Annotated in this window: 29 protein-coding genes and 1 riboswitch; of the genes, 2 read left to right on the top strand and 27 right to left on the bottom strand. The window is 40.2% G+C overall.

Features of this window, described 5'->3' with window-relative positions:
* Positions 1-51: 51 nt before the first annotated feature.
* The 6 genes from cshA to LS684_RS01475 all read right to left on the bottom strand — a co-directional run bounded on the left by cshA (position 52) and on the right by LS684_RS01475 (position 5,097).
* Positions 52-1,533 (bottom strand): degradosome RNA helicase CshA, encoded by a 1,482-nt coding sequence (gene cshA, locus LS684_RS01500; RefSeq protein WP_233809292.1) that lies wholly within the window; start codon positions 1,531-1,533, stop codon positions 52-54.
* Between the two features lie 308 nt (positions 1,534-1,841).
* Positions 1,842-2,534 carry an alpha/beta hydrolase gene (locus LS684_RS01495; RefSeq protein ID WP_233809290.1) on the bottom strand — a complete coding sequence of 231 codons (693 nt, stop codon included), beginning with the start codon at positions 2,532-2,534 and terminating at the stop codon, positions 1,842-1,844.
* Between the two features lie 131 nt (positions 2,535-2,665).
* The gene (locus LS684_RS01490) at positions 2,666-2,971 is read right to left on the bottom strand and encodes an STAS domain-containing protein (protein ID WP_233809288.1); all 306 of its coding nucleotides are present in this window, start codon (positions 2,969-2,971) and stop codon (positions 2,666-2,668) included.
* Complete coding sequence (locus tag LS684_RS01485) at positions 2,968-3,384, bottom strand: ATP-binding protein (RefSeq protein WP_233809286.1); 417 nt, start codon at positions 3,382-3,384, stop codon at positions 2,968-2,970. Before LS684_RS01485 ends, LS684_RS01490 begins: the two co-directional genes overlap by 4 nt.
* Positions 3,385-3,387: 3 nt before the next feature.
* Positions 3,388-3,702, bottom strand: coding sequence for a hypothetical protein (locus LS684_RS01480; protein ID WP_233809284.1), 315 nt, complete (start codon positions 3,700-3,702; stop codon positions 3,388-3,390).
* Positions 3,703-3,732: 30 nt separating this feature from the next.
* Positions 3,733-5,097, bottom strand: coding sequence for a globin-coupled sensor protein (locus LS684_RS01475; RefSeq protein WP_233809282.1), 1,365 nt, complete (start codon positions 5,095-5,097; stop codon positions 3,733-3,735).
* Between the two features lie 182 nt (positions 5,098-5,279).
* On the opposite strand from LS684_RS01475, the gene LS684_RS01470 reads away from it, so the two are divergent.
* The gene (locus LS684_RS01470; RefSeq protein ID WP_233809280.1) at positions 5,280-6,416 is read left to right on the top strand and encodes a PP2C family protein-serine/threonine phosphatase; all 1,137 of its coding nucleotides are present in this window, start codon (positions 5,280-5,282) and stop codon (positions 6,414-6,416) included.
* Positions 6,417-6,567: 151 nt separating this feature from the next.
* On the opposite strand, the gene LS684_RS01465 is transcribed toward LS684_RS01470, so the two are convergent.
* Both LS684_RS01465 and LS684_RS01460 read right to left on the bottom strand, forming a co-directional pair.
* Positions 6,568-7,947: a UDP-N-acetylmuramoyl-tripeptide--D-alanyl-D-alanine ligase gene (locus LS684_RS01465; RefSeq protein WP_233809278.1), complete on the bottom strand. Its 1,380-nt coding sequence runs from the start codon at positions 7,945-7,947 to the stop codon at positions 6,568-6,570.
* 75 nt (positions 7,948-8,022) lie between these two features.
* Entirely contained in the window at positions 8,023-9,099 is a 1,077-nt protein-coding gene (locus LS684_RS01460; protein WP_233809276.1) for a D-alanine--D-alanine ligase, read from the bottom strand.
* 305 nt (positions 9,100-9,404) lie between these two features.
* On the opposite strand from LS684_RS01460, the gene LS684_RS01455 reads away from it, so the two are divergent.
* Positions 9,405-10,592, top strand: coding sequence for a dicarboxylate/amino acid:cation symporter (locus LS684_RS01455; RefSeq protein WP_233809274.1), 1,188 nt, complete (start codon positions 9,405-9,407; stop codon positions 10,590-10,592).
* Positions 10,593-10,638: 46 nt separating this feature from the next.
* On the opposite strand, the gene LS684_RS01450 is transcribed toward LS684_RS01455, so the two are convergent.
* The 19 genes from LS684_RS01450 to LS684_RS01360 all read right to left on the bottom strand — a co-directional run bounded on the left by LS684_RS01450 (position 10,639) and on the right by LS684_RS01360 (position 26,049).
* Complete coding sequence (locus LS684_RS01450; RefSeq protein WP_233809272.1) at positions 10,639-11,058, bottom strand: universal stress protein; 420 nt, start codon at positions 11,056-11,058, stop codon at positions 10,639-10,641.
* 109 nt (positions 11,059-11,167) lie between these two features.
* Positions 11,168-12,643, bottom strand: coding sequence for a SulP family inorganic anion transporter (locus LS684_RS01445; protein ID WP_233809270.1), 1,476 nt, complete (start codon positions 12,641-12,643; stop codon positions 11,168-11,170).
* 535 nt (positions 12,644-13,178) lie between these two features.
* Entirely contained in the window at positions 13,179-13,562 is a 384-nt protein-coding gene (locus LS684_RS01440; RefSeq protein ID WP_233809268.1) for a VOC family protein, read from the bottom strand.
* Positions 13,563-13,623: 61 nt separating this feature from the next.
* Positions 13,624-13,941 (bottom strand): DMT family transporter, encoded by a 318-nt coding sequence (locus tag LS684_RS01435; protein WP_233809266.1) that lies wholly within the window; start codon positions 13,939-13,941, stop codon positions 13,624-13,626.
* 1 nt (position 13,942) lies between these two features.
* Positions 13,943-14,290: a DMT family transporter gene (locus tag LS684_RS01430; protein ID WP_233809264.1), complete on the bottom strand. Its 348-nt coding sequence runs from the start codon at positions 14,288-14,290 to the stop codon at positions 13,943-13,945.
* Positions 14,291-14,367: 77 nt separating this feature from the next.
* The gene (locus LS684_RS01425; RefSeq protein ID WP_233809262.1) at positions 14,368-15,063 is read right to left on the bottom strand and encodes an ATP-binding protein; all 696 of its coding nucleotides are present in this window, start codon (positions 15,061-15,063) and stop codon (positions 14,368-14,370) included.
* Positions 15,060-15,554: an ECF transporter S component gene (locus tag LS684_RS01420; RefSeq protein WP_233809260.1), complete on the bottom strand. Its 495-nt coding sequence runs from the start codon at positions 15,552-15,554 to the stop codon at positions 15,060-15,062. The genes LS684_RS01425 and LS684_RS01420 overlap by 4 nt, the downstream gene beginning before the upstream one ends.
* The gene (locus LS684_RS01415; protein WP_233809258.1) at positions 15,555-16,139 is read right to left on the bottom strand and encodes a cob(I)yrinic acid a,c-diamide adenosyltransferase; all 585 of its coding nucleotides are present in this window, start codon (positions 16,137-16,139) and stop codon (positions 15,555-15,557) included.
* A complete protein-coding gene (locus LS684_RS01410; protein WP_233809256.1) occupies positions 16,123-16,560 on the bottom strand; it encodes a bifunctional adenosylcobinamide kinase/adenosylcobinamide-phosphate guanylyltransferase in 438 nt (145 codons plus the stop codon). Before LS684_RS01410 ends, LS684_RS01415 begins: the two co-directional genes overlap by 17 nt.
* Complete coding sequence (locus LS684_RS01405; RefSeq protein WP_233809254.1) at positions 16,512-17,126, bottom strand: histidine phosphatase family protein; 615 nt, start codon at positions 17,124-17,126, stop codon at positions 16,512-16,514. Before LS684_RS01405 ends, LS684_RS01410 begins: the two co-directional genes overlap by 49 nt.
* Positions 17,084-17,875, bottom strand: a complete 792-nt coding sequence (gene cobS, locus LS684_RS01400) for an adenosylcobinamide-GDP ribazoletransferase (RefSeq protein ID WP_233809252.1) — start codon at positions 17,873-17,875, stop codon at positions 17,084-17,086. The genes LS684_RS01405 and cobS overlap by 43 nt, the downstream gene beginning before the upstream one ends.
* Positions 17,872-18,450 carry a bifunctional adenosylcobinamide kinase/adenosylcobinamide-phosphate guanylyltransferase gene (locus LS684_RS01395; RefSeq protein WP_233809250.1) on the bottom strand — a complete coding sequence of 193 codons (579 nt, stop codon included), beginning with the start codon at positions 18,448-18,450 and terminating at the stop codon, positions 17,872-17,874. The genes cobS and LS684_RS01395 overlap by 4 nt, the downstream gene beginning before the upstream one ends.
* Complete coding sequence (gene cobD / locus LS684_RS01390) at positions 18,429-19,508, bottom strand: threonine-phosphate decarboxylase CobD (protein WP_233809247.1); 1,080 nt, start codon at positions 19,506-19,508, stop codon at positions 18,429-18,431. Before cobD ends, LS684_RS01395 begins: the two co-directional genes overlap by 22 nt.
* A complete protein-coding gene (gene cbiB, locus LS684_RS01385) occupies positions 19,465-20,448 on the bottom strand; it encodes an adenosylcobinamide-phosphate synthase CbiB (RefSeq protein WP_233809245.1) in 984 nt (327 codons plus the stop codon). The genes cobD and cbiB overlap by 44 nt, the downstream gene beginning before the upstream one ends.
* Positions 20,445-21,911, bottom strand: coding sequence for an adenosylcobinamide amidohydrolase (locus LS684_RS01380; RefSeq protein ID WP_233809243.1), 1,467 nt, complete (start codon positions 21,909-21,911; stop codon positions 20,445-20,447). The genes cbiB and LS684_RS01380 overlap by 4 nt, the downstream gene beginning before the upstream one ends.
* 3 nt (positions 21,912-21,914) lie before the next feature.
* Positions 21,915-22,976, bottom strand: coding sequence for a FecCD family ABC transporter permease (locus LS684_RS01375; RefSeq protein ID WP_233809241.1), 1,062 nt, complete (start codon positions 22,974-22,976; stop codon positions 21,915-21,917).
* Entirely contained in the window at positions 22,939-23,901 is a 963-nt protein-coding gene (locus tag LS684_RS01370; RefSeq protein WP_233809239.1) for an ABC transporter substrate-binding protein, read from the bottom strand. The genes LS684_RS01375 and LS684_RS01370 overlap by 38 nt, the downstream gene beginning before the upstream one ends.
* Positions 23,902-24,047: 146 nt before the next feature.
* Positions 24,048-24,264, bottom strand: a riboswitch (cobalamin riboswitch).
* A gap of 63 nt (positions 24,265-24,327) precedes the next feature.
* Positions 24,328-25,077 (bottom strand): DNA/RNA nuclease SfsA, encoded by a 750-nt coding sequence (gene sfsA / locus LS684_RS01365; protein ID WP_233809237.1) that lies wholly within the window; start codon positions 25,075-25,077, stop codon positions 24,328-24,330.
* A 192-nt stretch (positions 25,078-25,269) separates the two neighbouring features.
* A complete protein-coding gene (locus LS684_RS01360; protein WP_233809235.1) occupies positions 25,270-26,049 on the bottom strand; it encodes a hypothetical protein in 780 nt (259 codons plus the stop codon).
* Positions 26,050-26,422 lie beyond the last annotated feature (373 nt).

Genomic DNA, 26,422 nt, shown 5'->3' with positions numbered 1-26,422 from the left:
ATGATCACCACAAGTACAGAAAAAGAGAGCATATCACATGCTCTCTTCCACTTAACGGTAGCTATTGGACTTGTTTGAGTTACTATTTTTGTTACTATGATTGCTGTAGCGTTTTCCGCCTGTTTGACCTTGACGTGGCTTAGAGTGACGCTTTTGTCGGTTATTCGAGTCGTATGAGCGCTTTCTGTCTTGCTGTTTGCGATCACGCTTCATCGGCATAGGCTTTTCTTCTGTTAATTTGACTGGTGTAGTATCTGGTTCTTTAACCATCAATTTCAATACAGCCGCAACAACATCCGATGGATCATTCTTCTCTAAAAGATCATCTGCTGCTTGCTTATAGTATTGTGAATTTTTCTCGTCGATTAATTGCTGAATTTTCTCCATCGCTGCTTTTTGCTGGCCTTCTAGCGCTTCATCGAGAGTCGGTGTATTCATCTTATCCATTTTGCGCTTGGTTGTCTTTTCAAGCACTTCTAGATAATTTCTCTCACGGTACGTAATAAAGGTCATTGCTACACCCGTACGACCTGCCCGGCCTGTACGCCCAATACGATGCACATAGCTTTCCGGATCTTGGGGTACATCGAAGTTATAAACATGTGTAACACCAGAAATATCTAATCCGCGCGCAGCTACATCCGTTGCTACAAGTACATCAATAGAGCCTTCTTTAAATTTACGCAATACAGACATACGCTTCGCTTGGCTTAGATCTCCATGTATTCCTTCTGCCATATAGCCGCGAATATTTAATGCTTCAGATAACTCATCAACACGGCGTTTTGTACGACCAAATACAATCGCTAAGTCTGGAGATTGGATATCAAGCAATCTTGTAAGAATATCAAACTTTGTCTTCTCCTGAACTTCCACATAATATTGTTCAATTAGTGGAACTGTTACTTCTTTCGCTTTCACCTTTACGATTTGTGGCTCCTTCATAAAACGCTCTGCCATTCTTTGAATTGGAGCAGGCATCGTTGCGGAGAATAGCAGCGTTTGGCGTTCTGATGGAATTTCAGACAGAATAGCTTCAATATCCTCAATGAATCCCATATTTAGCATTTCATCTGCCTCATCTAGAATCGTTGTATGGACATTGTCTAAACGCATTGTCTTTCGATTGATATGATCAAGCACACGCCCTGGTGTACCAACAATAATATGTGGACGATTTTTTAATGCACGTATTTGACGATTAATATCTTGCCCGCCATAAATTGATAACACGCGCGCTCGTTTGCCAAACCCAATCTTATACAACTCTTCAGATACTTGAATAGCTAATTCACGTGTTGGCGCAATGATAATCCCTTGAATAAAATCCTTTGTTACATCAATCTTATCGATTAACGGAATTCCAAATGCAGCTGTTTTACCTGTTCCTGTTTGAGCTTGTCCAATAAGGTCCTTGTTTTCTAAGCTTAAAGGAATCGTTAGAGCTTGAATAGGTGTTGCTTCCTCAAATCCCATTCTTTTAAGTGACTTCATTGTTGCTGCGCTAATACCTAAATCTTGAAACTTTGTCAATGTGTTCAATCTCCTTCTAATCAACGAAAAAATATACTTATTTCATTGGTACTTATATAATCTTTACCCTTTATTCTCAACATAATTGTCGTGGCTATAAAATTAGTTCGTGTGTCTAAGGAATGAAAGTGAAAAAAGACATTCTCCAAGTGGAGCATGTCCAATTTTTATCGAGAATTCTCATAGTCACTTAAAGCTTATCTTAACATTTTAATCCCACGTTTGCAATAAAAGGTAAAAGCCAACGATGGGATTTCTGTTGGCTTTTTCACAGGGGACTTCCCGACTCAAAACAAGCTAGAAACCAGTTACATTTCATCCTTTAAAAAGAATAAAACCTCATTAAAAAGGTCTTCTCGTTCATGGGAGTGACATATCAAATGCTTAGACTCTTTAAAATAGAGAACTTTCTTATGAGAAGATCCAATACGGTCGTAGAGATACTGGGCGCTTTTCGGTGGAACAATCCCATCTGCTTCACCCTGTGCAATCAATGTTGGGACATTTACATGAGCTAGCATGCTTCTAATATTAGAGACAAGCTTTCTAAATTGCCAGGTGGCTGAAATTGGTGTATCAGCAATTTTTCGTTTATATCGTGAAAATAATTCATTTGTTAATAGCTGTCCTTTTCGTAGATCATGGAACATTTCTCTAATATCAAACGCGAGCTGCCTTGGGTTGACGTAATAAGCTGCCGCACTAAGTAGAATTAGTTTCTTAATTGGATATTTTGTCGCAAGATAGCTTGCAATCAACCCTCCCATTGAAAACCCAATCACATAAACAGTGTCACATGAATCCAATAGCCCTTCTAGCTCATGTTCCGCATGCTCAATCCAATCATGATAGCGTACCCCCTTTAAATTGAGGGAATCTCCATGCCCTGGTAAGGTAGGGACAGCCAACTTCCAATTCGTATGTTCTTGTAAATACTGAACGAGTGGTTCAACCTCGAAGGGTGCACCTGTAAACCCGTGTATGCATAAGCAGCCAATCAATTAAATTCACCGCCCAATTATCATTGTTAACTCTATTATAATTCTTCCGTGCAGAAAAAACACATCATAAGGTTATAACGCACATAAAAAGAGGCTCTAGTTGGACAAAGTCAAACTAAAGCCTCTACTGATTAATTATAGATTTTCGCAAACTGATCTAACTTACAAATCTTAAAGATATTATGCACTGGATCACTTACATGTACCAAATCAATCTCAACCTGATTGTACATAGGATGAATCCACTTAAGCAGTAAGCTGATTCCAGAGCTATCTACAAAGCGAACGTTTTTGAAATCAATTTCTACCTTTTTTGTGTTTTCCGGTAATTGAAAATCACTAAGTTCTAAATTTAGCTGATGCGAAGTTTCAAAGTGAATATCCGTTTTAAATATCGCCCTCATTACCTCTTGCTCTTGTAGCATTTCAATATTCATTTATGAGCCTCCTTCTGTTTTTCAAAACCTAGAATAGCCATTTGACCCTCTTCCTCATAGGCAAACCGATCACATATTTGCTGCAAAATATACAAACCTCTCCCGCCCTCTTGTTCAAAGCTAGGGCAATCATTTTCCTTGTATTCCTTCCAATTAAACCGATTCCCATCTGAAATGACTTTAAAAAGAATTTCTGCTTCATTTTCATAAATATGAACGGTGATTTCTTCACAAACCTCTTCTCCCCCATGGCTAATCAGATTACTAAACAACTCCCATAGGGCTAGCTTAATATTATAGCTAAAGATATCCTGATGACTAGAATCCTGCATCATGTCCAATTCGTTTAAAATGGCTTCTACCTGAGTAAAGATCGTTTCAATGGATAGACCCCTAATCTTCTTCGTTTTCATCGATCATAACCTAACGCGAATGCGGTCCATAATTTGTGATAAATAAGGGTTTGTATATTTCCCTTGGTGCTCTAGTCGGTATAGCTGACTCCATAATGAGTTATACATGGAACGAAATTCCTCTGGAATGTGTCCGTCAAAGGATCTTGATAAATGCATCAAACGAAATTTAGCATAGTTTCTCGTTTCACGATCATTCTCAAATTCACCAAGGTCAATTCGAATAATTCTTTCATTTGCTTCATGTAGTAGGTTGTTTGCCATTTCATCTAATGACCTATATTCTAACCCTTCGAACTTTAAACGAATTTTCATCATTACTTCATCCCCCCTTATCTCTATCTCTTGTTACTGCTGAAATTTCTCTGTTAATTCGTTATTTAAATAACTTAGCTGCTCAGCCATTTCTGCAATTTGGTAGGAAGCGTCCGAAATTTCTTCAAATGTCTTTTTAAATTCATTAACAAACCCACTGAAATTACTAATCCTCGCGTCACTGGTCTTAACGCTATCCACAGAGCTTTCTAGAATCTCAATAATATTTCGGTTCGTTTCTCTGAATGAGCTTGTCTCCTTCACAATCTGTTGAAAGCTCTGATCAAATTTTTCAATCGTTTCTTGGACTGTACTGATTTGTCCCTGAATGTGATCTAGAGCGTTCTCGGTCTGATTCGCAAGCTTTCTTACTTCTTGGGCAACAATCGAGAACCCTTTTCCATGCTCGCCCGCTCTTGCCGCTTCAATCGCTGCATTTAATGACAAGATATTCGTTTGATTTGAAATTCCCCTTATGGTTTTTACTACTTGACCGATTTTACTAGAGCTGTCACCTAACTCTTTCGTCATCCCCTTAGTTGTTTCGATTAAATCCACCACTTTATCCACATTTGTTAAAGCCACAGAAACATCCTGCTTTCCTGCTTCAACACCTGAGATCATCTCCTTAGAGGAACCTTGAATCGAGTGGATCTCAGATAGCATTTGGTCAACGAGTGATTCTTTATCTGCAATCGATGACGTTGTTTCCTGAGCTGCTGCAGCAAGCATCGACGCTGAGTCGTTTAATCGATACTGTAGTTCCTCAATTTCGTTGAGCTTCATCATTGAAGAGGTATACGATTCAATATATGTTTCGATACCAATTTGCATATCAAAAGAACATAGCTTTTGAAAGGAAGAGTAGTATTTCATTACCTGTTCCCATGAATCAAGCTCTCTTGTCAGTACACGCAACATTTCATTTTGAATTAATGTATAAGCTCCAATATACCATTCTGGAAATAAACCAATCCGGTTATGAACGTTACCTATTACTTTGCGGCGAATCACATATTTCTCACCAATATCACCTGACACCATATCTAACAAATACTGCTTAAGTGTTTTCTTTAACTTATCTATTGTGGAATTTCGATCTATGATACCCAGGAGGTTTGGCATTTTCTGAAGCTGATCATAAAAAGCCCCTACAATATCCTCTGCATTCTCCTCCATAATGGATCTAAGCTCCGTTAAATTTAGTACATCCTCTTCTGATAATCCAACAAACTTTAGCTGTGTAGCAACTTCACCTTTTAATAGCTCTTGAAAACTCCCCGTCATTTCATGGCTAGCTGATAACACAGACTTCTTCCCAACCGAAATTTGATCTTTCCGACTGAACCCAATTGCACCCTTTTCGTTAAATAAGGCCCGAAATGGACATCCGCTCATTAAGATCCCCCTTTTCCCTCTTTGCTTTTTTCCTAATTCTAATGTCAGTATAAAGGATAATAAATGGCATACATTGGCGGATTATAACAAAATTATGACTTTTTTCCTATACAAGAGGTTACTTTGATACTACTATGCTAAAATCAATGGAGGTTTGGCATTCAACGTGAAGGAGCTTTTACATGTCTATTTACTTATTACACTCTCAATCATCTAAGATGAGTCAGGTCTACCATATATTAAGTAACGCTTTCGACAACGTTAGCTGGTTAGAAAAAAGTGTAGTTGAAAACCAGATGATTAACATAGATAGAGGACTAAGTCTATTAATTATCGAGGTAGAGCCAGACGAAATGAACATCGAGTACATCCATCATTACTGCCAAGAACAGTCGATTCCTTTGCTTCTTCTATTAAACGAACATTTGCGACTTCCTCAGTCAATTGATCTAGCTACTGATGGATTAGTAGATCGGATGATAGATCCAAATGAAGCAGAAATCCTCCACCGAGTTCATCTTCTCCTGCGTGTTCGAAAGGAGATTATGAAACGGAAGAAGAAAGAGCAAGAGCTTCAAAAAGCGTTAACACATCTTAACGAAGAACTGGCATTTGCGAAAAAAATACAGCAGCTTGTTTTATCGAAAGCATTCGTTGAAGACGATATTCAAATAAAGGCCATATATGAACCATCTGAACTGTTATCTGGCGATCTATATTATTGGACTCGAATTAACGAAGGGGAATACGGACTTATTATTATTGATGTGAGCGGACACGGCGTTCATGCGGCACTTATAAGTATGGCAATGAGGGCACTTTTCCCGGGGCTGCTGAAGAGATTGAAAGATCCAAAGCAAATTGCAAAAGAGTTAAACCGACATATGTTTCGCTTATTTGAAGAATTTTCTTCTCATCACTATGTTACATCATACTTTACAGCGATCATCCTCCATATCCATACATCAGAAAAGAAAATTCACTATGTAAACGCTGGCCATCAGCCTGGTATTATTATTGAAGGGGATACAATGTCTACTCTTTCCTCTACGATGGTTCCCATTGGCTTAATTAAAAACCCAATGATTGAAAAAGCAACCTTCACATATGAGCATCCATCAAAACTGCTTTTATTCACTGATGGGTTAAACGAAACTCCCTATAACCAAACAGAAAACCGCCTTGAGGAGGTAAAGCAAGGCTTTAAGCAGTACTTTGCATATGATGACGAGTTAATGTTAAAAAAGCTATACGAGGATCGAAAAAAAGCAGGAGAAATCAAGGATGATTTATGTGCCGTTTGTGTATCTTTAAGATAGGTAATAGCTTTTTCTGCTTGCTTCGTTATACAAATACCCCCTGTTTCACATGAAACAGGGGGTATTTGCTAATTATAACAGTTTTATCCATTTATTAATATTCAAGGCATACCCTGTTATAGAAAGGAAAATGAGATACTAATACAGTATCCTACTCAATTTGAAGAGCCGTAACAACTTCCTCAAGCCTCATCCCTCTTGAAGCCTTCACTAGAACAAGGGACTTTGAGTGAATTGTTGACTTTAGTTGCTCTATTAGCTCTGCTTTATCTGTAAAAGCAAACACTCGGTCACTTCCAAGCTTTTCTTTCGCACCTTCAGCAATTTTCTCTCCTAATCGACCATAAGTATAGACAAACTGGATATCCTCTTGGTTGATCTCTCTTCCAATTTCCAAATGAAATTCTGCCTCATTTGGACCTAATTCAAGCATGTCACCTAGGACAAGAACCTTATGATCATATCCTTGCAGGTTAGATGCAAGCTCGATGGCTGCCCGCATTGCTGTAGGGCTAGCATTATATGCATCATTAATGATTCGTACACCATTCGCTCCTTCGACAAGCTCCATCCTCATATGTGTGATTTTCAAGTAGGCAAAGCCCTCATTCATGCGATCAAAAGAAACTCCCAAATATCTTGCTGTCAGCATCGCTGCCATGGCATTCATAATATTGTGAGTACCAAGCACTGGTAGAGCAAACTCTTGATTTGATTGATTCACGCTAAATATACTGCCTTGATCAGTTTGCTGAGAGGAAATTAGAAATAGGTCATTTCCTTCTCCCTTCCCAAATGTTTGAAAAACAGCAGCTCCCTTATATTCAGCCAAACGACTTCTTAAAAGAGGTTCATCCCCATGATAAACCAATAATCCTTTATGCTTAAGTCCAGCTAGAATCTCTAGCTTTGCAGTAGCAATCCCTTCACGCGACCCTAGATCCTGAAGATGGGCTTCTCCAATGTTGGTAATCATTACAACATCTGGATTCGCTAATTCAGATAAAAACTCAATCTCTCCAAATCCACTCATGCCCATTTCAAGGATCGCTACCTCAGTGTCTTCCTCTAATCCTAATACCGTTAGCGGAAGGCCAATATGATTGTTGTAGTTCCCTTCGGTTTTTTGAACTTTATATTGTAGTGATAGAAGTGCAGCAGTCATATCTTTTGTTGTAGTTTTCCCGTTACTGCCTGTTATGCCCACTACCTTTACATCTAGCCCTTTAAGATAGACTCTCGCAAGCTCTTGCATGGCCGTTAATGTATCCTCTACTAAGAGTATCGGTAGGTGAGTCGGTGGATTCGGAACATTCTTTTGCCATAATGCAGCAGCTGCACCATTTTTTATAGCATCTTCAACATAGCGATGCCCATCTGCTTGCTCACCTTGAAAAGGAACAAATAGATTCCCTTTTGAAATTTTTCTTGAATCAATACAAACCCCTTGGACATGTACATGATGAAATGCAGAAAGATCATTATCTACTTTTATCATTTGCGTGATTTGTTCAATCGTGCGCTGGATCATTCCACTATTGCCTCCAATCTAATGAATATAAACGAAAGGAACACGGCAAAGAATATTTGCCGTGCAACTTAGATGTTAAAAGGTATATTTAATTTTTTGTTTTTCTGTATGACGGTCAGTCGCTAGTCTGACAAGACGTTCAATTAACTGAGGGTATTCTACTCCTGTATGCTTCCATAATAACGGGAACATGCTAAATGGGGTAAACCCAGGCATTGTGTTCACTTCGTTAATATACCATTTTCCATCCTCTGTTAAGAAAAAGTCAGCACGTACTAACCCTGAGCAATCAAGTGACTTGAAGGCAATAGTAGCCATCTCGACTAACTCTTTATATTCTTCTTTCGTAATGTCTGCAGGAATGATCAAGGCCGTATTTCCATCCTCATATTTGGCTTTATAATCGTAGAAATCTTTCTTCGGTACAATTTCTCCTGCAACGGAGCATTCTGGACGATCGTTTCCTAGCACACCCACTTCAATTTCACGCGCCTTTACTCCCTCTTCCACAATGATCTTGCGGTCAAATTGGAAGGCCTCATCAAAAGCTTTCTCTAACTCTTCTTGGTTCATACATTTACTAATTCCTACGCTTGATCCAAGATTAGCTGGCTTAATAAAGCAAGGATACCCAATTTCTTCTTCTACTTGCTTGTAAGCAGCTACCTTTCCTTCTTCCCAGTCGGAACGAATAAAGGAAATATATTTCACTTGAGGAAGACCTGCTTGCGCAAATATATTTTTCATAATCACCTTATCCATCCCCGCAGATGAAGCTAGCACTCCATTACCTACGTACGGAAGGTTTAACAGCTCCAGAAGCCCTTGAACCGTTCCATCTTCTCCATTTGGACCATGAAGAAGAGGGAAAATCACATCAAATGGTCCTTTATCTTCTGTTGACTTAAATAAGGTAGGTGCTAATGCTGTCGGAGGAAGCTCTTCACCGTTTGAAAATTCAAGTGCTTTCACATTTTCTACAGGAGCCTGGAGCTCAGGACCTTTAATCCACTGCCCACTCTCCGTTATGTAAACCGGGTGTATTTCGAATTTTTCTAGATCTAATGCTTTAATAACTGCCATTGCTGTTTGCATTGAAACCTGATGCTCAGCAGACTTTCCACCATATAATAAACCTAATTTAGTTTTCATTTTTAGAACCTCCAAATCTCAATCACATCTTATTATTTTACCATTTTCTTAGAAAAGGGGAAGCGTCCTTTAGTCTCAAGAAATACCCTCTCCTATCATCTATATGTAATGGATAGCTTGATTCAACACATACACACAGTATATTACAACTCAACCATTTCTCCTAAGGAATTTAAGTTGTTAGGGGCAGGAATAATTATTATAATATTTTTATTTTTCTGAAATAATTTTAACGTATTAACAAGTTTGACTATTTAAGGTATAATCCATCTAACAAAAACAACTGTTTACAGAAGGAGGACAAAATGAAGAAAATTGGCTTACTCACAAAAATAATTTTAGCCATTGGTTTAGGGATTGTAGCAGGGCTAATCATCCCAAGTAGCGGGATCAGATTATTCGCCACTTTTAACGGCTTATTCGGAAACTTTCTAGGCTTTGTCATTCCATTAATCATTATTGGCTTTATCGCACCGGGTATTGGTGTCATGGGGAAAGGGGCAGGGAAACTTCTTGGGGTTACAACAGCACTTGCCTATGCATCAACGGTACTCGCTGGTTTATTTGCTTATTTTGCCGCTACTTCTTTATATCCTTCTTTATTAAGCGGGCAAAGCTTAAAGAATTTTGAAAATCCTGAAGAAGCACTATTAAAGCCTTTCTTTCAAGTGGAAATGCCACCTATAATGGGTGTTATGTCCGCATTAATTCTTGCTTTCATTATTGGTCTTGGATTAGCAGCTATCAAAGGAAACACATTGCAATCTGTGATGAACGATTTCCAAAGCATCATTGAAAAAGTGATTGAAAAAGTAATTATTCCATTATTACCTGTTCATATTTTCGGTATTTTCGCCAACATGACACACGGAGGTCAAGTCGGCACAATTATGTCCGTATTTGCGAAGGTCTTTGTTATGGTTATTATCCTTCATATTATTTATTTAGTTTTCCAATATACGCTTGCGGGCACAGTATCAAAAACAAACCCATTTAAATTAATGAAAGAAATGCTACCAGCTTACTTTACAGCTCTTGGGACTCAATCATCTGCCTCAACGATTCCAGTCACATTAAAGCATGCAAAGAAACTAGGTGTTCGATCAAATGTAGCTGAGTTTTCTGTTCCACTACTCGCAACGATTCATCTGTCAGGGAGCACCATTACACTTGTCAGCTGCTCGATTGCAGTTCTAGTTCTTCAAGGGGATGCAACATCTTTCACACTCATCTTCCCATTTATTGCAATGCTTGGGATTACAATGATCGCGGCACCAGGTGTTCCAGGTGGAGCTGTCATGGCTGCACTCGGACTATTAGAAACCATGCTGAATTTTGATCCAACCATGCTTTCGTTAATGATTGCCCTCTACCTTGCACAAGATAGCTTTGGTACGGCAACAAATGTAACAGGTGATGGAGCGATCACTGTTATGGCCGATAAACTCACACAAGAGAAGGTTAACTCCTCTAAAATGGTTAAAGTAAGCTAACAAAGTAAAAATAAACGCTGACTCAACTATTGGAGTCAGCGTTTGTTTATTTTACAATCATCACTGGTGCCTTAGCACGCTTCGCTACTTTATGGCTTACACTACCAAGAACCATTTCCTGTAATGTATTTAGTCCCCTGCTTCCTACAACAATTAGGTCGAAGGAACGATCATTTGCATAATCAACGATGGTTGGACCAGGCTCACCATGTAAAATCTCAATGTTGAAGGAAATGTTCTTCTCTTTAAAGATAGCTTCAATAGAGTTTAAACGATTTTTCCTTGATTGTTCTAAAACACTCTTATCATAGTGATGGAGCACGTCTTCTTTTGATTTTTGTCCATCAATCACATAGACAATCGTTACTTCTGCTTTTGGATTATTTTCTGCGATATACCCTGCCTTCTCAGCAGATCGCACCGAATGGTCTGACCCATCTGCTGCAACTAAAATTCGATTAAACATATCCTCACCTCTTGCCCACCATTTTACCATTTCTATCAAGCACAAAGGAGATTAACCTATTAAAATTCCATGAAAAAAACACCTCGAAAGGTGTTTTTTTCGCAATCTATTAATGTCCTGACAGCTTTGCGCCTTCTTGATCGGCTACTGAAAGGCGCGCCATTAAATGAGAACTCGGTTCATTTAAACCTTTTATATGAACAACTGTTTCATTTTCACGAAGCTTTAGAACGATTTTGTCAATAGCTGCAACAGCTGAGTCATCCCACACATGTGCATTTGTAAAGTCCAGCGTTACTTCCTTTGCTTCATCCTTTAAGTTAATGGATGATACAAGTTCTGTTACAGAAGCAAAGAAAATTTGACCGGTTACGGAATACACTCGATGCCCTGTCGCTTCATCTAACGTTTCTACAACTTTCACCTTTGAAATTTTCGCTACAAAGAAGATGGAACTTAAGATGATTCCTGCGAAAACACCTTTAGAAAGGTCATGCGTAAAGACAACCGTCACAACCGTCACAATCATAACTAGTGTGTCTGTAATCGGTGTTTTTTTCATGTTCATAAGAGAAGACCAATCAAAAGTTCCAATCGATACCATAATCATAACGCCTACTAAGGCTGCCATTGGAATTTGAACCACAAGATCTCCTAGAACTAAGATTAAGAACATCAGAAATGTTCCAGCAACAAACGTTGATAAACGGCCGCGACCGCCTGATTTTACGTTAATAACGGATTGACCAATCATCGCACATCCTGCCATTCCGCCAAAGAAGCCAGCCACAATATTCCCTACTCCCTGGCCTTTTGCCTCGCGATTTTTATCGCTATCTGTATCTGTCATATCGTCAACAATAGAAGCCGTTAATAGAGATTCAAGTAAGCCAACAATCGCTAGTGCTAAGGAATACGGAAAAATAATCTTTAATGTTTCAAAATTTAACGGGATATCTGGAATGAAGAACATTGGGAGCTTACGTGTTAGTTCTCCCATATCACCAACTGTTCTTACATCCGAGCCTGTTGTAATCGCAATAACCGTAATCACAATAATCGCAACTAATGGAGATGGTACTGCCTTTGTGATCCGTGGAAACAAGTATATAATCGCTAGTGCACCTGCAACCATTGCATACATTACCCATGTGGCATTCACGAATTGATCAAGCTGGGCCATAAAGATAAGAATGGCTAATGCATTTACAAACCCAATCATGACCGATCTTGGGATAAACTTCATAAAGCGGGCAAGCTTAGAAAATCCGAAGAATAATTGAATCATTCCGGTTAAAACGGTAGCCGCTAATAAATACTGTAAGCCATACTCAGCTACTAGGGTCACCATCACGAGTGCCATCGCACCCGTTGCAGCCGAAATCATTGCTGGGCGTCCTCCGAAAAAGGAAATAACAACTGCAATACAAAAAGAGGCATACAATCCAACCATTGGGTCTACTCCAGCAATAATCGAAAACGCAATCGCTTCTGGAATCAGTGCAAGAGCTACTACAATACCTGAAAGAATGTCTCCTTTAACATTACCAAACCATTCTTGTTTTAAATTTGATGTCAACAACATCCCACCTCTTTTCAAATTAGTTATGGCTTTTAACTCTCATAAAAGCCGGGGCCGACAAAAACATAATGAATCTTATCACATTTAGGCCTTTTTACAAATCTCTATGAAAACGCTTATTTAATCAAAAATCGACCATTTTCTCCAATTATCTTTAAAATCCTATTAAAATAGTAAAAACAAATTTTTGTAAAAAACATTTTGGAAAATGAGGAAAGTGTGCTGAAGAATGAAGCTTATGGATATTGAGTTTACGTGGGTAAATGAGCAAAGGCGGCGAATCGAGGGGAAGATCAAGTTTTTGATTTTATCAGCGAAATTGGGAAAATATCAGCGATTTTTTGATTTTATCAGCGAAAAATCCAATATATCCGCAAATCCATTCTCGCTTTCTCGCACTCCATTCTAGTCATATCCGTAGCTTAATGTGAGATATCCGTAACTTTTAAGCAGTTATCCGTATTTACTCACAAGATCTACATTACACCCTAAATCAAAAAAGCACTGACCCGTAACGATCAATGCTCTTCCAGCTAGATTATCCAATTGGCGTACAGATTTCGATATAATGTCCGTCTGGGTCTGCTACATAGGCGACCGTTTGCCCCCATGGTTTTTCGGTCGGTTCCTTGAGGATTTCAACTCCAGCCGTTTTCAGCTTTTCAACGACTTCCGCTACTTGTTCGGTCACAAATCCGAGCTCGAATGTTTGTGATTGGGTCACATCATCTGGGATCGTTAAGCCTGTTACTTCGCGACCGTCTTCTCTTGTGTTCATCGAAAGAATGGTAGAGCCTGTATCGTATTCAATGTATGTCCCAAACTCATTTCGAAGTGTTAAGCCTAATAGCTCCCCATAAAAATGCTTTGTTTTGTCTAAGTCCGTTACATACAAAATGACATATCCCATATTCAGCTTCATCTTCACACCAACCCTTCACTTTATATGAACTAATTCGCTTTCAACCGCTTATTCTCCTTTTTTACGAACCAATGACCTTTAAACCAACCACACCTGAAATAATCATTGATATAAACAATAGCCTCTTCCAGTCTTTCGATTCCTTGAAAAATATCATACCGATGATGACACTCCCAGCTGCTCCTATGCCCGTCCAAATCGCATAACCCGTTCCGATCGGAATAACTAATAGCGCCATCGATAGAAAATAGAAGCTAAAAAACCCTGAAATGATCGTTAAGATTGTATAGGGAATTCGCGAAAAGCCTTCAGAAAGTTTCATACATAATACAAAACCTACTTCTCCAAAGCCCGCTATGATTAAATATATCCATGCCATGCTAATTCTCCTTTTCCTTCTCGTTGTCTTCATCACCTGTTGTCATTTTCAACCCGATGATCCCCCCAAGTAGCAAGCCAAGAAACAAAAGCTTTCCGATTCCTCCCCCTTCATCTAAAAAAAGCATACCGATAATTACCGTACCAGCCGCTCCTATTCCTGTAAAAACAGCATATGCTGTTCCAATCGGTATCGACTTCATCGCTTTTGAAAACAAGATAAAGCTGACGATAATGAGAATTCCTGTTACTACACTTGGCACGAGCTCTGTAAACCCTTTGGAGTACTTTAACCCAAATGCCCAGCCAATTTCACAAATCCCTGCTAATACTAAGTAAATCCAAGGCATTCCCTCTCCTCCTTTGCAAACAAATTATACGAATTTTTTAAGATAAAAACAAAAACTCCCCCTTACAATAGGAAGAGTTAAGTAAAATAGTTGATGGAATGGTATAGCTCACCAGCTACAATCATGATTTCTCTTTCTAAGAAAGAGGGAAAGCTAATGGCTATACAGGTGGAAGGACCAGCTGATTTGTACACATCCACTTCTGTATCTACTGTCTGTACCGATTTCCCTAGAAGTTCGTTCACTTCATATAATATCCCCTTAGAGCCTACAGGGAAAATGGTGACATCTTTCATTTTGGCTAATCGCTGAAACAGGGAGAGTGGAATGATTTCATTTGAGCGATGAAGTACTTCATCTCCCACTAACGGACTCCCGATCACCGCAAGCTTCTCCCCTAAATGAGAGGGCTCTTCACCTTTCCTTTTTCCCAACACTACGAGACCAAGAGCAGATTGCTCGAGTGTAAAATTGGTCTCCGTGCTCCCTGTTAGACCTACATTCCTTAAACCAAGTTCAGTTAATCCTCTTTTCACACCTGATGTAATCTCTTCCCATGCAGATTCTCCGCAAAAATTTTGGATCACAACCGAAAAGGGCTCAGCTCCTGCAGCGATCGTTTCCATTGCAGCTACCCGGAAATTGAAATATGCCACCACATCATATGGAACGTGAACGATGTCTTCCTTCTTTTGACCAATTCCGCCACTATTATCACTTGCAATAATTAACGTCTCATTCCCACCGAGAGAAACGGCTTGTACATCTCTCACAGCTTGACCTCACCATTCTTCTCTAACCGACTTTGCAATAAAGATAATCTAGGGATTAATACCACCGCGACAAAGATGTTTAAGACAGAGCCGATAAATAATGAAGGCACAATCGCTAGATAGAATCCTATTCCCATTAAAAATAAGAAAGGAAGCGGCGCTAACAGTGTATTTCCTATCACAAACACAAGTATGCTGAGTAGCTTTTGTCCCCTATGATAATAGTAGTGAAACAACCAAACAAGAGCAAACATTTCGAAAGCAATAACTGCATGCATGGGTCCGAGTGGCATGCCTGCAAGTAAAGCGGAGAGGAGATGACCCATTGCACCAACCACCCCGCCAAGGCTACCCCCTAGCAATGCGCTAGCGAGTAATGCAGGGAACGCATCGAGTGCAACACTACCAACAATAGCAGGTATTTTCAGCGATGCACCGACAACAGATAAAGCGATAAACAAGGCGATATAGCTTAGCTTTTTAGCCTTCATTTAGTTCTCCTCCTTGCGTATTCCCCCTGAAAATACATTGGCGCTCCTTGCATACTCGACATCCTTCACCTGTAAACGGAAATTGATTACACGCGCCAGGGCGAAAAAGTAATCCGACAAACGGTTTAAATACTTTAAAGCAACTGTCGACGTAGATTCATCCTGCTTCATCAGCTTAACGACTAATCTTTCCGCTCTTCTAGTGATCGTACGAGCAATATGAATAGAGGCAGAAGGCTTCGATCCACCAGGTAAGATGAATCGTTCTAATGCAGGTGCTTCTTCTATCATCTCATCTATTTTCTGTTCTAAATATGCAATGGAATCAGCCTTTAGCTTTTCCACTCTTCTAGCTGTCACGTTGGAAAGGTCTCCGCCACAATCAAATAATTCATGCTGAATTTTCTCAAGATCAGCAAGGATATCTTGAAAGAGCGTCTGATCTAATTCCGTCATCGCTTGCCCAACAAAGCTGTTGATTTCATCAACTGTTCCATACGCTTCTACACGAATGTCATCTTTATCGACTCTTCCACCAATCAAACTTGTTTGACCTTGATCACCTGTTCTAGTGTATATCTTCATTTTCCATTCCCCCATATTTAAGTTGTTGGTTGATTCCATACCAAATGAGGTCGACTCGCTCTGACTTCTTGACGATATCTTGATAAACCCACCCTGTCATATCTCGCCATTTCCGATCCTCTTTATCAATTGGAACAATTCCTTTTGTAATATCAGAACCAATAACGACGAGCTGCCGACCTGTTATTTCCCGTTCCCATTGCATACACATCTCAAGACGCTCGCGCCACTCCTCTTGTGACAACGTGTCTTTTATCCACAATTCCATTCCTTCTAATACACATAGATCCTCTGAACCCAGGTCATGGGGAAACGAATGTCCACGATAGGCTGAAATCCAAGTCAGCCCCTTCCCCTTACAATACCGGTTCTTCACCCATGCTGCTTTTCCGTTAAAGGTACCTCCAGTAACAAAGTGCATCTTTCACCCCTCCTTAGCTGCTCCATTGAATCCCAGATGAGCTCGTAGCCTTCACCAAAAGGAACCCTCCACTCCCAGAAGCTCTTTTCTTCATTTCCCAAAGCTGTTAATAGGTAGCGGATCACTCCCCCATGAGTACAAATCGCTACTTTTGAACGCTTGCTTAGAACGAGTTCATGGACGATTGTATCCCAGCCTTCCTCGACTCTCTTTGAAAAAGCAGCATAGGATTCTCCATTTGGAATAGCTGTTTCAAACGGTTTACCGAGCCAAGCTTGATATTCTTCCACATCTTTTAGCTCTTCATATGTTTGGCCGTCCCAATCACCAAAATTTAATTCGCGGAGCTGCTTTAGACATTGGATCTCTTGCTTTGGAAAGAGCGCTCTTACTGTATCGACACAGCGAATTAAGTCACTACTATAAATCTTTTCATAAGCTTTAGAATGGGCCTGCCACCTCTGTCCGTCACTAAGTGGAGCATCCTTCCAGCCTAAATAGGCGTGCCGCTCATTATCTTCTGTTATCCCATGACGAAATAATGCAATAGCCACACGGCTAGCCATAGTACCGCCTCCCCTCCTTCTACAGATGCCCCAAGTACATCTCCTGTAATTCCACCAAACCAGCGTAAAGCTATATTTTTTAAAAAGAAGAAGAGGAAACCAGCCACACTAAGAATCATTAGTACAGGTACGATAGTAGTAGCATTTATTAAGGAAACCACTCCCACTGCTGCGACCACGTAAACTAGATAGACCCAGAGTGACTTAGGGGTTGCTGCCCTTTGAAACATGATCGCGAGTCCTTCCTCCTTCGCTGCTTTCACATGCAATAACAGTAGGCCCATTAAGGTTTTCCCCAAGAAAGGGACCCACGCAAGCAACAAATAGGTAGCAGAACTTTGCCAGATGACCACTTCATAAAGAAAGAAAAACCTTGTACTTAATAATAGAATGACAGATAGAACACCAAATGCACCGGTTCGCGGATCCTTCATAATTTCTAACCGTTTTTCTACATTGTAATAAGAAAAGTAGGCATCGCTCGCATCCATCCAGCCATCCAAATGAATGCCCCCTGTAACTAAGATGGAAAACAACCAAAGGATAAAGGCAATTGCTAGCAAGGAAAATGGACTCCACGTGGAAAGAATATGAAATAAAGCGGCTAAGATCAATCCCTGAATTAAACCAACAATCGGAAAGGTTTGAACCGCTCGTTTGACATACGGCGTATCCATTGGGAAGGAAGCCCGAATAGGAATACTCGTAAAAAATTGAATATTAATTAACAGCCCTATAACCCACTTCATGTTGCGTTCCCCTTCTTTACCAATGGGATTCCTTTGTACACCTCATACGCTCGATCAGCTTCACAAACAATCGCTTGATGTAGCTCCCCTAGAAGCCGGCAATAGCTAATTACTAGAGGATTGTCATGAATCGGCTCAAAAAGAACCTCGTTACTTACAACAATTAGTGTGTGGCATTTGCTAAAGATCTGCTTAAGCCCCGACAGAATTCGCTCTTTGAGGTCCCCGAGAAATGCTTGCTTCTGCCAGCGATCGCCTTCTACAAAAAACTCATTATTCACTAGATACGTCAAGCAATCGAGTAAGATAACATCCTTTTCGCCAAATAATGGTGCCAGTTCATAAACATGTTGAGACTGCTCCCATGTTTTCCATACGTGAGTACTTGTATCCCGCTCTTCTCGATGACGTTGAATTCTCCGATCCATCTCCCCATCAGTCACAACGCCCGTAGCAATGTAATGAAGCTCTCCACCGATCTGCTCCTTTATCTCACAAGCAAGCCGTTCACCTAAAGAGCTTTTTCCGCTTCGAACGCCTCCGGTTATAAAAATTAACTGCTTATCTGGCGCCATTTCTCTAACCCCTCCATCAGCTGCGTATTTTCATCATGACTACGAATCGCAAACCTTAGCCAGCGACCATCTAAGCCAGGGAAATTATATGTATGCCTTGGGATGATGCCTTCTTTTATGAGAAAATGAAAAAAGGAGTATTGATCCGCTAACCTCCGATCCTTTAACAAATAAAAATTCACATGACTTGGTGAAAAATCATAACCTAGCTGCTGGAATTGGGAGAATAACCTGTTTCGTTCTCCCGTTATGTATTTCTGTGTTTCTTCTATATAACATTCTTGCTGAATACAAGTTTCGCCTGCTAACAGCGCAAGCCCATTCACACTCCAATGAGGCTGATATTCTGCTAACCTTTGAATGACTTCTTCATTCGCCATCACATACCCTAAACGAACCCCAGGGATACTATACATTTTCGTCATCGACCTTAATATGATTAGCTTCGTTTTCTTTGACAGTTGTGGTACATAGGATTCGTACTCACCCACGAAGTCGTAAAAGGCTTCATCTAAAATCAAGAAACAATTATGCTCACTGCAGGCATCTATTAATCTTGTAATCTCCTGGCTGGTAAAACAAATACCTGTTGGATTATGAGGGTTACATAAAAAGACGGCATCCACACCTCTTAACTTCGGATCTAGCTCATCTGCTAAAAGCTCCCAGCTTCCTTCTTTTAGTGTGTGATAAACAATTGTACAGCCATTGACCTTACATGCCTTCTCGTATTCAGAAAAGGTCGGCTGAATAATGAGAATTCTCTTCTTCGAAAGTAGTCTTCCAATTAAAGAGATGATTTCAGCCCCACCGTTACCTAGCAGAATACATTCTTCACTAATTTGCTCCTTTTGAGAAATAAGCCCTTTCAATTCTCTCCCGTTCGGATCAGGGTATTGGAACATTTTCTTATAATAGCTCTGCCATTCTTTTTCGAGTGAAGACGGTGGGCCTAATGGGTTGATGTTCGCACTAAAGTCATTGGATCCCTCTTGTTCACTTAACCCCATTGCTTTATATAAATAGTGTGGATTGGAGCCATGTGTAGGCCAATTCAATGAGCATTCCTCCTACCCATAAAAATAAGATAAAGGCGCGCGTTGTTCGGTTTAATATCTCATTTGTATCAATAATATGCTGTTTGGATAAGCAACAAAGGGGCTCTCCCATCTTAGCTCGATTGGAGATTTGTCCTTTGTAATAATTGATACCGCCAAGCTGTACACCCAAAATGGCTGCAACTGCTGCTTCGCCCCATCCACTATTTGGACTCGGGTGTTTTTTCGCATCTCGAAATAGAATTTTCCAAGCGGATCGATAGGAAACTCTTTCAGGAATATTAAAAACTAGCATGGTTACACCAGTTATTCGACTTGGAATCCAGTTCATCACATCATCTAGTCTGGCCGATGCCCAGCCGAACTGCCTATACCTCTCACTCTTATTCCCTACCATCGAATCACATGTATTGATGGCTCGATAAATTAAAGCAAAAGGGGCTCCCCCAATTAATGCCCAAAATAGTGGTGATGTTACTCCATCACTTGTATTCTCTGCGACTGTTTCCACCGCTCCTCTGACCACTTCCCCTTCATCTAGGTGATCTGTATCCCGCCCTACAATATAGGAGAGCTTCATTCGAGCTACCGCTAGATCTCCAGCTGCAAGCGGATCATACACCTCAAGAGCTGCTTCATTTAAGTTCTTACGGGCAATTGTGGTTGAAATTAGAACACCTTCAATGAATACACCAGCAAGTGGATGAAGCTGATACCCGGCCCACACAATCAATAAACTTGGAATTCCTACAAGAACAATAACCAGTATGAGCATAATGGTTCCCTTTACTTTTTTTCTCACACCTAGATTTAGTCGTTCGTCAAGAGCCGATATTAGGGACCCCATCCACCGTACGGGATGTGGCCATGTTGGAGGATCACCAATGATGGAATCGATGATATATGCTAGTGTAATCGCAGATAGATGAAATAGAATCATACCTTCACCCGTTGCTTATATTTCTGAATGGCAGCTGCAGTACACTCATATACCCCTTTGCCAATTAGCTTCCCAAGGGGAGTAATAGTCCCTGCAAATTCTAAATAGGTTCCTTGCTGTGTTGCTGCTATTAATATGCTATCTGTAGAGGTTCCAGTTGCTATAGTGCCTGTCACCTTATCCTTAATTTGGTGATCCTGCAGCACTTTTGCCTTCGCTTCCGTTGCTGTCATTATGCTTTGAATATAGGCTTCATCCGAAATTTCTCCATTGATAAACACCCACGTGTTAATCGTACCTGGTACCATTTCGGAAGCATACTCCATACTTCTCGAAGCATCAACTGCATTCCCAACACCAGCAGTAACGACGATGAACATACTAAACCCTGCCGCTTTATAGTATCTATAGGAAGCATCCTCAAGCTGTACAGCTGTCATCATCCCTACCGTTTCAAGTGGCTCGAATCCTTTGTTCCGCAAATAGGTTTTCATTTCTTCTCGGTAATCACTACAATCATAATCCTTTGGAACATGGCGATTAATAAAGGTTTGGTGCCATCCCATCCCAGAACCTACTACACCAGAGGACATCGTTTTTAATGGAACCGGTGCTTGAAGTAACAGATACTCCTTCTCTTGCTTCAACAGTTGTTCCGTAATAATAGTCACTTCAGTTTGCTTCACCAAGTTAGGAAGTAGAACCATTTGCGGAGCGGGTACCTTCGGATGTGAATGCTTTCCTACATCTGTCTGATAGACCGCTTTAATTCGATCAGCTTTGAGCACTTCATTCGGAATATCATTTACATGTATTTTTCCATGATCTAAGAGAAGAAGTCTGTCACAGTAGAGGGCAGCTAAGTTCAAGTCATGAAAGATGGAGATCACTGTTAACTGGCACTCTCTTGTCCACGTTTTCAATAAGTCCATTAATTCTTTTTGAAAAGAGAGGTCAAGATGATTGGTAGGTTCATCTAATAATAGAATTTCAGGTTCCTGAGCAAGTGCTTGAGCAAGGAATACTCGTTGCCTTTCTCCACCTGATAGCTCGTTGATTTCTTGATGCTGGAAGGCTTTAACCCCTGTATGCTCCATCACTTGCTGGACTACTGCCTCATCTTCATCTCCCCATGAATGAAACCAGCCCTTCTGATGGGCATAACGACCAAGAGCGACCGTTTCTCTTACTGTATAAGAGAAGGATTGGGAAGCATGCTGAGGAAGTACAGCAACAAGCTTTGCTAATTCTTTCGCTGAATATGCTTGCAATTCCTTATCCTTTAAACGGATACTTCCCTTTCGATACGGCAATAGGCCGCTCAATATTTTCAATAAAGTTGTTTTGCCACTTCCATTCGGACCAAGTATCCCAAAGAACTCACCTTTATCAACTTCAAATGTGATCATATCCACGACGGATTCAGTAGAATACCCTCCAGCAATCTGTTCTACCTTTAACATCTGCTACCCACTTCTTTCTGTTCGTTTTCTTCGAATTAAGATCATGGCAAATACTGGTGCTCCAATGATAGCCGTTATAACCCCAATTGGTAGCTCAGTCGGTGAAATAATCGTCCTCGATATCAAATCGGTCAAAATCAAAAAGCCTGCGCCAATAATTGCGGATAAAACGAGTAAATGGCGATGATCAGGCCCCCACAAAAGCCTGACAAAATGAGGAATAACTAATCCAACAAATCCAATCGTTCCAGAAACTGCAACAGCGGCCCCCGTTAAAATGGAACCTGCAATTAGAATAACCATTTTGCGGCGCTGCACGTTTACGCCTAAGTGCTGTGCCCGCTCTTCTCCAAAGGACATCGCATTGAGTTCGTTTGTATTGAACAATAAGATAAGCGTCCCAATGATAAAGAACGGAATGATTATCTCAATATAGGCCCAGCCTCTCATAGACACACTTCCCAAAAGCCAGCCAATAATCTGTCTTAATTCGTCCCCTGTTAAAGCGATCATCAACGAAATCAATGCTCCTAAAAAGGAACTAAAAATAATGCCCGTTAATATTATGGTTTCCACTCTCATCGAGCGTTCAATGGTTCGTGCAAATAAGAGAACCACAAAAACAGTCACAAACGAAAAGGCAATACTAAAGATCGGCAAGGTATATAAGCCCATAACAGGAAGGCTTATTTGGAAAAAGAGCGTTAACACGGCTCCGACTGAAGCACCCGAAGAAACACCAAGCGTATACGGGTCGGCTAATGGATTTCTTAATAAGCCTTGAAAGGCTGCTCCTGCCATCGCAAGAGATGCTCCCACGAGACCCGCTAACAGCACTCGGGGTAAGCGAATATTTAAAACAATGTTTTCATACATTCCCTCTATAGAAGAAGTGTCAATTGGAAAAACCGCTGACAAGATCAGCTTAATAATGTCAAAAATAGGTACTGAAACAGTACCTATTGAGATTCCAAGTAGCAAGCTAGTGGTGAAGAATCCACAAGCTACTACATATGCAATTAACTTATTACTGATTAAAGACTTCTGGGTAGATTGTTTTTGCAAGCTCCTCTACTCCTTCTACGAGTCTAGGACCTGGGCGAGTCACCAGATCGGAATGAACATCGAATACCAGTTGATTCTGAATCGCACTTACACCTTGCCAGCCTTCTCTTGCAAGCACTTGTTGTACTGCATTCTCTGTATAATACCCATAAGTTGTAATAATTACCTCAGGATTTAACGAGATAATCGTTTCTTGTTCCAACATTGGCCATCCATCTAGATTACCTGCTACGTTTTTCGCATGAATAATAGAAAGCATTTCATCAATGAATGTATTTTTACCAGCTGTAAAGATTTCAGGAGCACCTGAGACCTCCACAAAAACGTTTTTCTCCTCTGAAACTTCTGCAACTTTCGTTTTAATTTCTTCCACTTTCGCTTTCATATCCGCAACCATTTGTTCTGCTTTTGCTTTTTCTCCAGTCGCTTGGCCAATGGTAATAATCGTTTCATATGTTGTTTCGAAGCTTGTAGCATCTTCTACTACAAAAACAGGTATTCCTGAATCCTTTAATTGTTGTAATCCTTCTTTTGAATTATGTGCACCTGATGCATGCGCTAACACTAGGTCTGGCTCTAAAGAGATGATTTTCTCTACATTAAACTCCATTCCACCGATTTTTTCCTTTGTCATTGCATCCTCTGGATAATTGTCAAAATCAGTTACACCGACTACTTCTTCTCCAAGTCCTAGCTCGTAAATAATCTCCGTATTACTAGGAATAAGCGAGACAATTTTCTCTGGTTTCTTTTCAATAACGATTTCTTCATCTAATGCGTCTGTTAATGTAACAGGAAAGGCAGCTTCTTCTTGATTAGCTTCTGTTTGTACCTCTTCCTTTACATCTTCCTTCTCTGTACCGCAGCCAGTCATAATCCCTACGGCCAATAGAAGAGTTAATACGATTGAATACCACTTTTTCATGTCTAATCCCCCTTGTCTATTTCATAAAACGTGAGTTGAGGAAATAAAAAAACATCTCCCATAAATAGAAGATGCTTGTATGACTCGTCATCGATACAAAAAACCGATAGATATGACCGTCACACACCTTCCCATCCTCGTAGGTTACTAGTGTATCCGATGTAGGCAGGTCTCCTGGCTCATGGTCATAGCAGACGCTACACCTTCCCGTACTTCTTGCCGTACAGTGGTATCAGTAGCTTGCTCCCATTTACAGTGGCGGGACCGCGTTGGAGTTACACCAACTTCCCTTTTAAGTCTTTTTTTAAAAGGGGAGGTTTCATCTACCTTCCCTTAAAAGACACCTCATCAATTTTTATTTATTTTTCCAATCACTTAAAATTACACTATAGCCTTGCAGAATTTGCAATGCTTTTTTCTAAAATTCTACAAATTTCTCTGTTCATCTGAAACGATAGGTGCTTCTACTGATAGTTGCTGCCCTATGAATATTTCCTCAAGGGTAATATGACAGGCCCTCCCATAGAGCTTTACCCCTGACTGACTTGCCTCAGCTAATGCATGAGAAAAAATAGGATCAATATGAGGAGCTGTTGTCACTTGCTCCACATCATCTCGTTGCGCAACGAATAAGATAGCTGTTTGGTATTTGCCTTCCTCTACAATTTGAGCGAGCTCCTTCACATGCTTCGCCCCCCTAGCAGTTACCGCATCCGGAAACATCCCTACCCCATTTTCAGCCAGCGTGACGCTCTTAACCTCTAATAAAAGCTGCTCCCCTGCTTGATTCTCAAGTAAGAAATCCCAGCGTGATTGACCATATGTATATTCTGACCTTATATACCTCCAAGCAGAAAACTCCTCAAGCAACCCTTCCTTTAATGCTATTTCAATGAGTTGATTAGGGAAGGTTGTATTAATAGATATATAGCCTTCTTTGACTGGGTTTTCACATAAAACTGCTGTCCATTTCGTTTTTCGATGCGGGTGATTGTTGCCAAGTACCCACACTTTATTTCCTGGAATGAGCAACTCCTTTAACCTCCCAGGGTCAGCCAAATGGACATCTGCTAAGTCCGATTCTCCTTCTATTCTCACCCGAATAATAAAGCGATTCGGCCTTTCAACAAACGTTGCTTCCTGCAGGATTTCTGGGAATGTAATACTAGCCTTCATTAGTAATCCTCCTTTACCTTGGAAATGATTGATTGTATTGTTTCGTTAAAAAATGAGTCCCGCTAAGAGATCAATGCAACACTATCACCATCATTTCTCCATTGTTTCCACTTTCGCTCTATTCCCCCTATAATCTGCACCATCAACTTCTCTCAAAAATTGCAAAAAAGCCTGGCACAGCAGCCAAGCTCTTTACAGATGTGTATAGACTCTCCATTGTTTTACTTTTTTATCGAAAACGAGCTTTGCATTACATTTATTGCTGGCTTCTTTTTCAAATGCATCATACATATCATCCATATTCGCATAATCACCGACTAGCCAAATGGGAATGACGATTCGTGACCGATTCTGCTCTGCATGCCGAAGTGAAATGACAATACCTTCCTTCATCATATCCTTAAGCGAGACAATTACCTCATCAGGGACGGCTGGAAACGACTTCCTTTTCTTAAATCCAAGTAGTGATTTCTCTAGCTTCATTTCTCCCATTTTACTTGAGATGACGTTTCCGACCATATAATAGAACGCATTCATATCTCTGTAGTAGGTTTTATTAAACCACCCATCATCGTGAGCTAAGTAGGCATATTTATTATTTAAATGGTTGTAAAACGGCAAGCGCAAATGCTCCTTTAAATGACTTAGATAAAGGAGCTCGGCTAGCTCTTGACCTGGTAGCTGATTTAACCCCTCCACCTCTTCAAAATCAATCCAGCAAAAGTCTCCATACCCGTAAACATCTTCCTCAATTAATTTACTCACTTTATCCGCTGGAACAAATTCATGGAGGGTATGTAAATTAAAATCCCCTTCATCAAAGCGATGCTTTAAAAGCAAGAGGTTGTTAAGCTTTTCAGGCACAGATACTGCAAATTCCGCAAATTCAATTCCATATGACATCACATATTGATCATTTTCATTTAAATGAAGATACAAAAGTTCACGAATATGATTATGGTTTCTCTTCAATCAAGACCCTCCCCCAAAAACGTAGATATCCCTTCTGCACAAGGGGTTCTGCCCTATCATTCAATTAGAAAAAACAGCTAAATTCAACAAGCTGCTCCGTCCTTCATCTACATATTTTTTAATTTTACCAAAATCTCCTCGAAATATCTTATTTGAGGGATGAGAACTTTAGAAAAAAACAATTCTCACTCATTATGATATTTCTAAAGAAAAATAAGCGATAAGTTCGTTCCTGCAGCTTCATCTCATTAAAGGGTTCAAAAGCAACATTTTAGTAAAATATAGCGACTGTTGAAACCATCAATCGTGCGCGTTCGTCTAATTATACAGACAGAATAAACGGTTAACAATCAGAATATTTTAAGAAGGAAGA

It is taken from the genome of Cytobacillus spongiae (genome assembly GCF_021390075.1).
This window is presented reverse-complemented; position numbering and strand designations above follow the sequence as displayed.